The organism is Oceaniradius stylonematis (assembly GCF_003149475.2).
In the GTDB taxonomy this organism is placed as follows: domain Bacteria; phylum Pseudomonadota; class Alphaproteobacteria; order Rhizobiales; family Rhizobiaceae; genus Roseitalea; species Roseitalea stylonematis.
Genome location: NZ_QFWV02000009.1, coordinates 79,110 through 89,305, shown reverse-complemented (window position 1 = coordinate 89,305; position 10,196 = coordinate 79,110). Strand labels below are relative to the sequence as shown.

Here is a 10,196-nt window from a genome sequence, read left to right as displayed (position 1 = left end):
CCGTGCCGGAAAGTCCGGGGCTGCTCCGCAGGCGGACAGGCCGCCCGCAGAGCGCCGCCCCGGTCCTTATTCGATCAGGCCGGCTTCCTTGGCCGCCGTGATGTAGGCTTCCTCGATGGCTTCGAGCGTCGCCGCGGCATCGCGTTCGCCGGTGAAGAAGGCCGGAAGCTCATTGCCGAGCGCGGTGTGCATGAGGCCCATCTGGCTGGTCGACGGGTAGGATTGCGGCGCCGGATCGGCACTGGCCGTGGCGATGGCGCCCTGGGCCAGACGGTTCGGCTCATAGCCCGAAATCAGCCAGATCGCATCGTCGTTGTTGGCCGTCACCATCTCCGTGTCGAGGCCCTCCATGGCCACGCGGAACGCAGCCTCGGCCTCCTCGTCGGAAATGTTCTTGGCGATGACGATGCCGTCCCACCAAAGCGTCGTGGCCGGCGCGCCGCCTTCCATGGCGAGCGGTGCGGCGGCGGCGTTGACCTTGCCGACGACCTGGCTCTCGGCCTCGTCGTCCATGGCCGCGCCGCGGCTGGCCCACAGGTTCGCCATGGCGATCTTGCCCTGCTGGAACTGCTGCTGCACGTAGGTGGAGTCCGACACCAGATATTCGGGATCCATGTACTCGGTCATGCGCATCATCATGTCGAGCGCCTTCATGCCGGCTTCGGTGTTAACCGTCGGCATCGAGTCGGCACCGGTGAACTGGCCGCCAAAGCCCAGGAACATGTTGTTGAAGTCCTGGGCCAGGTTCCAGCCCGACTTCATCGTCGCACCGAGCGGATAGTCGACGACGCCGGCTTCCTTGATGGCGGCAGCCGCTTCGAGCACACCATCCCATGTTGACGGCACTTCAAGGCCCAGATCGTCGAAAATGTCCTCGCGGTACATCAGGTGCTGCGTGTTTACCATCATCGCGACCGCCATGGTCTCGCCATTGATCTTGATGAGCTGGTTGGGGGCAAGGTTCTGGCCGTGCGCGGCGATCAGGTCGTCGAGCGGCCGGATCGTGCCCTCGTTGAGCAGCGGCGTGACCGTGCCGTTCGAAACGCCGCCAATGTGGTAAAGCGACGGGTTGGCTGCGAACGCGGCGGGCTGCTTGGTACGGAACTCCTGATCGAGTTCGGCTTCGACATTGCCGCATTCGGCCATCGCATCCGTCACCGCCTTCCACGCTTCAAAGCCGGCCGACAGCGACTTGACGGTTACTTCGTTCTCGAATGCGCAATCGGCCTGCGCGCCGGCCGTGGCCAACAGCGACACCGCACCGGCCATCAACAAGGTCTTCAATTTCATGGTTTTCTCCCTTTGGCTGGCGGGCGCATCCAATCACGCACGCCGTAGTAGTTTGCGGATCATTCCGCGGCGATGCGCGCGCCCGTCTGCGCATCGAACAGGTGGCAGATCTCCGGCGATACCGACAGGCTCACCGTGTCGCCGATCTCGGCGCGGAACTCCTTGTGCGCCTTGACCGAAACCATCGCGCCGCCGGCGCGCACGGCGATCATCGTGGCATCGCCCAGAAGCTCCATCGTGTAGACAGGCGCGCTGATCTCGCCCTGGTCATCGCCGACATGGGCGTCTTCGGCGCGGAAGCCGAGCGTGACAGGCCCGTTCGGGCCATTCAGGCCGGAAATCGAGACACGGTCGCCGGTGAACGTTCCGTCTTGAAGCGTGCCTTCCATCAGGTTCATGGCGGGCGAACCGATGAAGCCGGCAACGAAGGTGTTGGCCGGCCGGTCGTAGATCTCGGTCGGCGTGCCCACCTGCTGGACGACGCCCTGCTTCATCACCACGACCCGGTCGGCCAGCGTCATCGCCTCGATCTGGTCATGCGTGACGTAGATCGTCGTCACCTTGAGTTCATGGCTGAGGTTCTTGATCTGCGCCCGGGTCGATACGCGCAGCTTGGCGTCGAGGTTCGACAGCGGCTCGTCCATCAGGAAGACGTTCGGCTCGCGCACGATGGCGCGCGCGAGCGCCACGCGCTGGCGCTGGCCGCCGGACAGTTCGGCCGGCTTGCGGTGCATGAACGGTTCGAGTTCGACCATCGCCGCCGCACGCTTGACGCGCTCGTCATGGCTGTCGGCATCCACCTTCCGCACTTTCAGCGGAAAGCGGATGTTCTCGTAGACATTCATGTTCGGATAGAGCCCGTAGCTCTGGAACACCATGGCGATATCGCGATCCTTGGGATCGAGATCGTTGACCACCTGCCCGTCGATCGAGATCGTGCCCTCGGTGACATCCTCGAGCCCCGCGATCATCCGCATGGTGGTGGTCTTGCCGCACCCCGACGGGCCAAGCAGAACGAGAAACTCCTCGTCCGCGATCGTCAGGTTGAAATCGTCAACGCCGACGAAACTGCCCCAGCGCTTGGACACATTGCGAAGCTGGATCTCAGCCATTCGTACCTCCCTGTACGTGGTGGCCGCGCGCTTGCACACGATTGCAAAAAGCGTAGACTCAGCTTCCCGAATTTGGCAAGCGTTTTTTGCACACGAGTGCAAACACGCCTCCGGCAACAGGAAGACGATCAGCGATGAGCGATTGGCGCGCCGATACACACACTTTTCTGAACGCATTGATCCGCATACCGGATTCCGATCTGGACGCCTTTGCAAGGACCATGATCGGCGCCGATTGCGTCTGGGACGTCGCCGCGCCGGTCGGCCGCCTCAAGGGCGTCGATGCGGTGCTGGATGGCCTGATCCGGCCGCTGCGCCGCGCATTGTGGCGCGTGCACCGGCGCGACGAGATCTTCTTCGGCGCCCGCAACCGCCGCCACGAGCGCGGCAACTGGGTCTGCTCGGTGACACACTATGTCGGCATCCACGACCGCGACCTGTTCGGGGTCCGGCCGGCGGGGCGCCTGGCTTTTGTGCGCTCGGGCGAATTCTACCGCATCGAGGGCGGCATGATCGTCGAGGCGAAGATCATCATCGACTTGCTGGACCTGATGCGGCAGGCGGGACGTTATCCCCTGCCCCGCATGCTGGGCACGGAGATGCTGTTTCCGGGCCCTGCCACCCATGACGGCATTTTGCCCAACGACCCCGCGCGCGGCGACGCCTCGCTCGACATCGTCGAAGCGATGATCGGCGATCTGCACGACTTCGATCCCGACACGTTCCATTCCGAAGCCCAGACCGGCACGCACGGCCACTGGCACGAGGACATGATGTGGTACGGGCCCGGCGGCATCGGCTCCACCTTCGGCTGGGACGGCTTCGTCAATCACCACCGCGCATCGTTCCTGCGTGCCTTTCCCGACCGCAGGGGCGGCAACCACTTCTGCCGGATCGGCGATGGCGACTACGCCGCCTTTTCGGGCTGGCCGTCGATGACGATGACCCACAGGGGCGATTATCTGGGTGTGCCGGCGACGGGCCGGTCGATGACGCTCAACGTCATGGATTTCTACCGGATTGCCGACGCCAAGATCGTCGAGAACTGGGTGTTGCTCGACTATGTCCACCTGTTCGCGCAGATGGATGTCGATGTGATCGCCCGGTCAGCGGCCATGGACAGCCATTTCAGCTAGCGCGACGGGCGCCGCTGCGGCCCGCCCTCGATCTCGGCGGACTGGGCCCACAGATTGATGTCTTCCTCATGAGCGAGCTTGTCGATCTCCGCCAGCTCCGCGTCGGTGAAGTCCAGATTGCCGACGGCGCGGGCGCAGTCGATCACCTGTTCGGGCTTTGACGCGCCGATCAGCGCGGTGGTCACCCGGCCGTGCCGCAGCACCCACGCGATCGCCATCTGCGCCAGCGTCTGGCCGCGCTTTTCGGCAATCGCGTTCAGCCCGCGAATGCTGTCGAGCGCCCGGTCGGTGATCATGGACGGAAACAGCGACTTGTCCTGCGCCGCACGGCTGTCCTCGGGTACGCCGTTCAGATATTTGCCGGTGAGCATGCCCTGCGCCAGCGGCGTGAACGCGATCGAGCCGACCCCCAGATCGTCCAGCGTGTCGAGCAGGCCGTCACGTTCGACCCAGCGGTTGAGCATGTTGTAGCTCGGCTGGTGAATGAGGCACGGCGTGCCAAGCTCCTTGAGGATCGCCACCGCTTCGCGCGTGCGTTGGGAATTGTACGATGAAATCCCCGCATAGAGCGCGCGCCCCGACCGGACGATGTGATCGAGCGCGCCCATCGTTTCCTCAAGCGGCGTGTCCGGATCGAACCGGTGCGAATAGAAGATGTCGACATAGTCGAGCCCCATCCGCTTGAGGCTCTGGTCGCACGAGGCGATCAGATATTTGCGGCTGCCCCACTGGCCGTAGGGGCCGGGCCACATGTCATAGCCAGCCTTGGACGAGATGATCAGTTCGTCGCGATAGCCGGCGAAATCGGTACGCAGGATCGCGCCGAACGCTTCTTCGGCGCTGCCGGGCGGCGGGCCGTAATTGTTGGCCAGATCGAAATGGGTGATGCCGCAGTCGAACGCGGTCCGGCAGATCGCCCGCTTGGTCTGATGCGGCGTGTCCTCGCCGAAATTGTGCCACAGCCCAAGCGAGATCGCAGGCAGGTCGAGGCCGGACCGGCCGCACCGGCGATAGGCCATCGTCTCGTATCGGTCTTCGGCGGGAACATAGCTCATCGGGTCATCCTCGCTTGTCGGCATCGCGGGCCGCCACCGCTACACGCCGTGCAAAGCAGCCGCAAGCGGTGCGAGACGGCAACGGTTCACGGGATCAGCGCAGCGCCGCTTCGATGTTGCCGCCATCCACCGTCATCACATGGGCCGTGGTCCGGTCGGCGCGGGCGAGCGCAACGAACGCCTCGGCCACATGGGTCGCCTCGACCTCGGCACGCAGAAGGTTGCCGGCCATATAGTCGGCCGTACTCACACCGCGCGCCTCGGCCCGCTTCTCGATGAAATCGTCGGTCAGCAGCCCGGAGCGTATCCGGTCCGCATTGACGCCATTGACCCTGATGCCCTCGCCGCCCAGCTCCAGCGCCAGTTGCCGCACGAGGAAGAAGGTCGCCGCTTTCGGCAGGCCATAGGCGCCAAACCCCCTGCCCGGATTGACCGCCTGCTTGGAGACGTTGAACAGAAGCTGCCCGCCCCGCCCCTGCGCGCGCATCGTGGCCGCGGCGGCCTTCGCCAGCGCCAGATGGGAAAAGAAATTGAGTTCGAAGCTCTTGCGCAGCGTTTCATCGTCGAGGTCCATCAGCATCCCCTGCATGGCCGCGCCGGCGTTGGAGACGACGATGTCGATGCCGCCGAACCGTGCGCACACCGCATCGATGACCGCCGCGCCGGCACCCGCCGCCGTGATGTCGGCCTGGACCGTCAGCGCCTTGCCGCCAAGCGCTTCGCCGGCCTTGTCCAGCGCATCGGCGGAAAGATCGGCGATCGCCACGCTGGCGCCGAGCGCGGCGAACGCCTTGGCCGTGGCGAGCCCGATAGCCCCGCCGCCGCCTGTCACAAGCACGATCTTGCCGGCAAAGGCCTTTGGCGTGGATTTGGCGAGCTTGGCCTGTTCAAGCGACCAGTATTCCATGTCGAACGTGTCGGCTTCACCGATCGGCCGGAACCCGCCGGCCGCTTCGCCCAGCGTCATCACCTCAATCGTCTGTTCGCCGATATCGGCAGCCGCTGCCGCGGACGCTGTGTCCTTGCCGATTCCCACCAGTCCCACGCCTTCAATCCATGCCAATCCCGGGATCGGCTCCAGCATGGTCTTGATGCCGCCGACCCGTTCATTGTGGCTCGCGAAATAGGCCTTGTAGGCATCCGCCCATGCATCGACTGCGGCGCGAATGGCATCGGCGCCGGCATCGATTTGCGCGCGGGCCAGATGCAGCGGGAACGCCTTCGTGCGGATGACATGGTCGGGCGAGCCAACCCCGCGCCGCGACAGGCTGTCGAGATCGCCGCGCGCCAGGAACCGTTCGATGGCCGGCCCGCCGCGTACATCGAAGACGGGCATCGGCATGTCGGCATCGTGATGGGCGGATCGGATGGCACCGAGCACCCCGCGCAGCGCGGGCAGTACGCCGGATGCTCGGCCTGGGTCGAGCGGGGCGCGTACCGTATGCACGGTCGTATCAAATGTGCGGCCGCCGGCCCGGTCGGCAAGCCATTGCTCGACCCGGTTGGTGTGGTCGATCACCCGGTCATAACTCTGCTTCGCCGTGTCGCCGAAGGTGAAGTGACCGTGGTTGAGCAGCACCAGACCCTCGACCTCCGGGTCGGCTTCAAAGACCTCGGCGGCCTTCTTGGCAAGCGCAAAGCCCGGCATGATGTAGGGCACCACCGCCAGCCTGCCGCCGAAAAGCTCCGCGACGATATCGGTCGCATGCGGCAGGTTGGCTAGAGCCAGAAACGCCGTTGCATGCGTGTGATCGACAAAACTGTGCGGCAGAAACGCATGGAGAAGCGTCTCGACCGACGGGTTGGGTGAGGACGACTGCAACAGCGCGGCGCGCTGCGCGTCGACCATCTGTTCGTCCGACAGGGCGTCCAGCGGCCGCAGCGCCAGGAGAGGATCGAGCCACACGCCCGGCAGGCCGGCCCCCTCGATCGTGTTCAGATCCCAGCCGCTGCCCTTGATGTGCAGGACACGCTTGTCTTCGCCCTGCAGCGTCGGGCGTATCACCTTGACCGACGTGTTGCCGCCGCCATGCATGACCAGATCGGGGTCCGAACCGATCAGCCGCGACGAGTAGACACGATGGCCGAGCGCGCGGTCGGCAACGGACGTCCCTTCGGCCGCCGCAAACCGGTCGGCATCGTCGTCGTTCCAGCGATTGTCGCGCATCAAGCTCTCTCCGAAATGCCGTGTCCGACCCGTTTTGACAAATGTCAGAACCTGATGTCAAATAGCTAAAATCGGGATTGACGCAAACATGCCTTCGACTTCGGTGCGGCGTTCGGCCGGACAGATCAGCGGCGAGGACATCGTGGTGGAGGCCGCGTGGCTCTACTACCATGACGGGCTGAACCAGAACGACATCGCCANTCACGCTGGCCACCGAGCCCTTCACCAATCACCGCCTTGCCGGCGAATTGTGCGGCACGCTGGGCCTCAGGGCGGCCTATGTGCTGCCCGATGGCGCGGGCGGCGAAAAAGAGCAGTTCGACCGTGTCGTGCGGGGCGCGGCCAATTGGCTGCCATCGCTGCTGGAGGCCGGCGACCGGCTTGGCGTCGCCTGGGGCAAGACGATCTACGACATGGCCGAACATATCGAGCCGGTCAGTATCCCCGATCTGGAAGTGATCCAGCTCGTCGGCTCGATGGCGACGCCCTACGGCTTTTCCGCCGAGATCTGCTCGGCCAACATCGCCCGCAAGCTCGGCGCGAACTGCGTCAATTTGCATGCCCCGGCGGTCCTCAGCACGCCTGAGATCGCCGCGACCCTGCGCAAGGAGGCGATCATCGCCACCCAGCTCGACGCGATCGCGCGCTGCAACAAGGCGCTGTTCGCGGTCGGCTCGTGCAACCATGACAGCCATATCGTCACATCGGGGCTCGCCAGCCATGACGATCTGGACTGGTATGTGGCGCAAGGCGCGGCCGGCGTGGTGTGCGGACGGTTCATCGATGCGAACGGCGAGCCTGTGCGCGGCCCGCTCGACGAGCGCATGATCGGCATCGAACAGGACATGCTGCGCGGCAAGCAGATGGGGCTTCTGGTTTCGGTCGGTCTCGACAAGGCCGAAGCGATGCTGGCCGCCCTGCGCGGCGGCTATGCCACCCACCTCGTGACCAGCCAGTCATCGGCGCGGCATCTTCTCGAGCGCGCCGGCAAATCCTGACGACCCGCATTCGCAGAAGCGTCAATCGCGCCGTTCGGGAAACAGCGCCAGCAGGCCTTCACGGCTCGGCTCGGCAATGCCGCGCTCGGTGATCAGGCCTGTGATGAGGCGCGCCGGCGTCACATCGAAGGCGGGGTTGGCGCCGGGCGTGCCGTCCGGCGAAATCTGCACCGAGGCGGTCGAGCCGTCGTCGAGCTTGCCGAATACCCTGGTGACCTCGGTTTCGTCGCGCTGCTCGATCGGGATTTCGGCCAGCCCGTCATGGACGGTCCAGTCGATCGTGCTCGAGGGCAGCGCGACATAGAAGGGAATGTCATTGTCGTGCGCGGCAAGGGCCTTCAGATAGGTGCCGATCTTGTTGCACACGTCACCCGATGCGGTCGTCCGGTCGGTGCCGACAATCACCACATCCACATCGCCATGCTGCATCAGATGGCCGCCCGCATTGTCGACCACCAGATGGTGGTCGATGCCGTGGCTGTTGAGCTCCCATGACGTCAGTTGCGCACCCTGATTGCGCGGCCGCGTCTCGTCGACCCAGACATGCACGCCCAGCCCGTCCTCGACGGCATGGTAGATCGGCGATGTGGCCGTGCCCCAGTCGACGGTGGCGACCCATCCCGCATTGCAATGGGTCAGCACATTGACCGGCTCGCCCGGCGCCTTCTTGCGTGCGATCGCGCGCAGGATTTCGAGGCCGTGCAAGCCGATCTGGCGGTTCGCCTCGACATCCATGTCACAGATTTCCGCAGCCCGGCGCATCGCCTCGTCGGCGCGCCGCTCGACCGGCGTGTTGCGCAAAAGCGAGCGCATGTCATCGAGCGCCCAGCGCAAATTAATCGCGGTGGGGCGCGTTTCGTGCAGCACGTCCCAGGCATTGTCGAGCGCGGCGTCCGACGGATCGCGGGCCATCTCCACGGCGATGCCGTAGGCGGCGGTGGCGCCGATCAGCGGCGCGCCGCGCACCCACATGTCGCGAATGGCGGTCTCGAAGTCCTCCAGCGTATCGAGGCTGACGATCCGGAACTCGTGCGGAAGCCAGCGCTGGTCGATGATCATCACCTTGCCGGTCTCGTCCTCGCGCCAGATCGAGCGGTAGTGCCGGTCGCCAACCTTCATTGGGCTTCTCCTCTGGCGGCAATGCGTGTGGTCGCGATCACCTGATCGATACCGGCAAAACCGGCGCGGCTGAGAACCAGCGTCCGGCCGAGCCGCAATGCCTTCTCCTCAAGCGGCGCACGCACGTCCGGGTCCTCGATCGAATCGAACTCGGCGATATGCGCCAGCCCCAGAATGCGGCGGTGCATCTCGATGCCCGCAAAACCCATCGCGTCGCGGAAGATTTCGCCGAGCACCTCGCGCAGCGCCGCCTCGGAGGCCAGATGGTCTCCCTGATCCTCATAGAGCGTCCGGGCATAGAGGATGCCGGTGCGTTCTGTGTGCCAAAGCCGCGAGAACTCGCCGGCGAATGTCGCCCACGTCTCGCCGACCACATCGAGCAGCCAGTCCTGGTAGGCGGTACAGGCCGCATCGTCCGCGACATGCGCCGGCATGGCGAGACAGGCCATCAGATAGTTGCCGATCAGCATGCCCGCATCGAAGCCCATCGGACCGTAGAAGGCGAATTCGGGATCGATGATGCGGGCCTGATCGTCGGTGACCATGATCGAGCCGGTGTGCAGGTCGCCATGGCACATCGTCTCGGCGCGGCTGGTGAAGGCACGCTTGAAATGCTGGGCGGCGATCTTGAGCTGTTCGTCGCGCCGCAATTCGGCGACCACACCGTCGAGTTGCGGCGCGGTGTGGCGATTCATCTCGGCGTCGAAATAGGGATCGGTGAAGACGAGGTTTTCCGTGATGTCGCACAGTTCGACATTGCCCGAAAACAGAGCCACGTCCGCCTTCTTGTCGGGGGCCTGCATCGACAGGTCCGATCCGCGAAAGGCCGTCCGCGCGCAGAATTCGCCCAACGTCCGGCCCAGCCCCGCGACGCGCCGACCGGCCATCATCTGCTGGCGCAGGATGATGTGCGGCGACAGATATTCCATGACGATCAGGGCCTGCGCCTCGTCATAGTGGAAAATCTCGGGAACGCGGCCCGGATCGCGCGCCGCCTGGCGCGTCAGCGCATGATACTCGAAAAAGGCGCGGGTCAGCGGCAGCGGCCAGCTTTCGCCGACCAGCCGCACATAGGGCAGCGCCTGCTTGACGATGGCCGCGCCCTTGGGGCCCTCGACGATGAACACCAGATTGAGATTGCCGTCGCCCACTTCGCGCACCGACCAGGCCGACGCATCGGGGCCGATCCGTGACGCCAGCGCCTCCACGCCGCCGAGCCTTGCGCCCAGCGTCTCCGGCGACAGGGCCTGATAGTCTTCGCTCAACGCCATCCTCCCCTAGCTGCTCGCTGCGCGACGGGTTTGCGCGATCGGACGGTA

8 protein-coding genes are annotated in these 10,196 nt (G+C 65.1%); 2 read left to right on the top strand and 6 right to left on the bottom strand.

Going from position 1 to position 10,196, the window contains the following annotated elements; genetic code table 11:
• Positions 1 to 66 precede the first annotated feature (66 nt).
• Both DEM25_RS16705 and DEM25_RS16700 read right to left on the bottom strand, forming a co-directional pair.
• Positions 67 to 1,290, bottom strand: a complete 1,224-nt coding sequence (locus tag DEM25_RS16705; RefSeq protein ID WP_109767707.1) for an ABC transporter substrate-binding protein — start codon at positions 1,288 to 1,290, stop codon at positions 67 to 69.
• Positions 1,291 to 1,349: 59 nt separating this feature from the next.
• A complete protein-coding gene (locus DEM25_RS16700) occupies positions 1,350 to 2,402 on the bottom strand; it encodes an ABC transporter ATP-binding protein (RefSeq protein WP_109767708.1) in 1,053 nt (350 codons plus the stop codon).
• 134 nt (positions 2,403 to 2,536) lie between these two features.
• Here DEM25_RS16700 and DEM25_RS16695 point away from each other — a divergent pair, with 134 nt between their 5' ends.
• Positions 2,537 to 3,538, top strand: a complete 1,002-nt coding sequence (locus tag DEM25_RS16695) for a nuclear transport factor 2 family protein (RefSeq protein WP_109767709.1) — start codon at positions 2,537 to 2,539, stop codon at positions 3,536 to 3,538.
• On the opposite strand, the gene mgrA is transcribed toward DEM25_RS16695, so the two are convergent.
• Together mgrA and DEM25_RS16685 are read right to left on the bottom strand one after the other, a co-directional pair.
• Entirely contained in the window at positions 3,535 to 4,593 is a 1,059-nt protein-coding gene (mgrA, locus tag DEM25_RS16690; protein ID WP_109767733.1) for an L-glyceraldehyde 3-phosphate reductase, read from the bottom strand. The two genes, DEM25_RS16695 and mgrA, sit on opposite strands and share 4 nt — an antisense overlap.
• Positions 4,594 to 4,687: 94 nt before the next feature.
• Entirely contained in the window at positions 4,688 to 6,760 is a 2,073-nt protein-coding gene (locus tag DEM25_RS16685) for a bifunctional aldolase/short-chain dehydrogenase (RefSeq protein WP_109767710.1), read from the bottom strand.
• A 248-nt stretch (positions 6,761 to 7,008) separates the two neighbouring features.
• On the opposite strand from DEM25_RS16685, the gene DEM25_RS16680 reads away from it, so the two are divergent.
• A complete protein-coding gene (locus tag DEM25_RS16680) occupies positions 7,009 to 7,758 on the top strand; it encodes a sugar-binding transcriptional regulator (protein WP_196780426.1) in 750 nt (249 codons plus the stop codon).
• Between the two features lie 21 nt (positions 7,759 to 7,779).
• On the opposite strand, the gene mtnA is transcribed toward DEM25_RS16680, so the two are convergent.
• Together mtnA and mtnK are read right to left on the bottom strand one after the other, a co-directional pair.
• Complete coding sequence (gene mtnA, locus DEM25_RS16675) at positions 7,780 to 8,877, bottom strand: S-methyl-5-thioribose-1-phosphate isomerase (RefSeq protein ID WP_109768403.1); 1,098 nt, start codon at positions 8,875 to 8,877, stop codon at positions 7,780 to 7,782.
• Positions 8,874 to 10,148 carry an S-methyl-5-thioribose kinase gene (gene mtnK, locus DEM25_RS16670; protein WP_109768404.1) on the bottom strand — a complete coding sequence of 425 codons (1,275 nt, stop codon included), beginning with the start codon at positions 10,146 to 10,148 and terminating at the stop codon, positions 8,874 to 8,876. Before mtnK ends, mtnA begins: the two co-directional genes overlap by 4 nt.
• Between the last annotated feature and the right edge of the window lie 48 nt (positions 10,149 to 10,196).

Excerpts from the sequence above, each read along its gene's own strand:
- mtnK (WP_109768404.1), bottom strand. The coding sequence starts at position 10,148 with ATGGCGTTGAGCGAAGACTATCAGGCCCTGTCGCCGGAGACGCTGGGC.
- mtnA (WP_109768403.1), bottom strand. The coding sequence starts at position 8,877 with ATGAAGGTTGGCGACCGGCACTACCGCTCGATCTGGCGCGAGGACGAG.
- DEM25_RS16685 (WP_109767710.1), bottom strand. The coding sequence starts at position 6,760 with ATGCGCGACAATCGCTGGAACGACGACGATGCCGACCGGTTTGCGGCG.
- DEM25_RS16695 (WP_109767709.1), top strand. The coding sequence starts at position 2,537 with ATGAGCGATTGGCGCGCCGATACACACACTTTTCTGAACGCATTGATC.
- DEM25_RS16700 (WP_109767708.1), bottom strand. The coding sequence starts at position 2,402 with ATGGCTGAGATCCAGCTTCGCAATGTGTCCAAGCGCTGGGGCAGTTTC.
- DEM25_RS16705 (WP_109767707.1), bottom strand. The coding sequence starts at position 1,290 with ATGAAATTGAAGACCTTGTTGATGGCCGGTGCGGTGTCGCTGTTGGCC.
- mgrA (WP_109767733.1), bottom strand. The coding sequence starts at position 4,593 with ATGAGCTATGTTCCCGCCGAAGACCGATACGAGACGATGGCCTATCGC.